This is a genomic window from Pseudomonas sp. PDM22 (assembly GCF_014851965.1).
Classification (GTDB): Bacteria; Pseudomonadota; Gammaproteobacteria; order Pseudomonadales; family Pseudomonadaceae; genus Pseudomonas.
The window spans coordinates 1-255 of the sequence record NZ_JACVAR010000062.1 but is presented as its reverse complement, the minus strand read 5'-3'; the positions used below and the strand labels follow the sequence as shown (position 1 = coordinate 255).

The window sequence follows — 255 nt, the reverse complement described above, 5'->3', positions numbered from 1 at the left end:
CGTGGATGTTGGTTTCCGCTGCGAGGTCCGCACCGGCCACCTTCACGCTCCAGCTGCCGTCTGCCGCGACCTTGGCGCTGTAGTCGGTGCCGTTGAGCTTGAAGCTCACCACGTCACCAGCCGTGAATTCGCCTACGGCCTTGCCATTGATAGTCTGCTGGACCTGCGACTCAGCGAAGTTGACGACGTCGTCGCCCGCCACTACGTCGATGGCCAGGGTCACGCTGCCGGGTACGATGGATACGGTGTAGCCAT

General features: G+C 62.7%; 1 protein-coding gene. It reads right to left on the bottom strand.

The window, feature by feature from the left end:
* Positions 1–255 (bottom strand): Ig-like domain-containing protein (locus IB255_RS31385; RefSeq protein WP_192211305.1); only part of this gene is annotated, 255 nt, incomplete at both ends.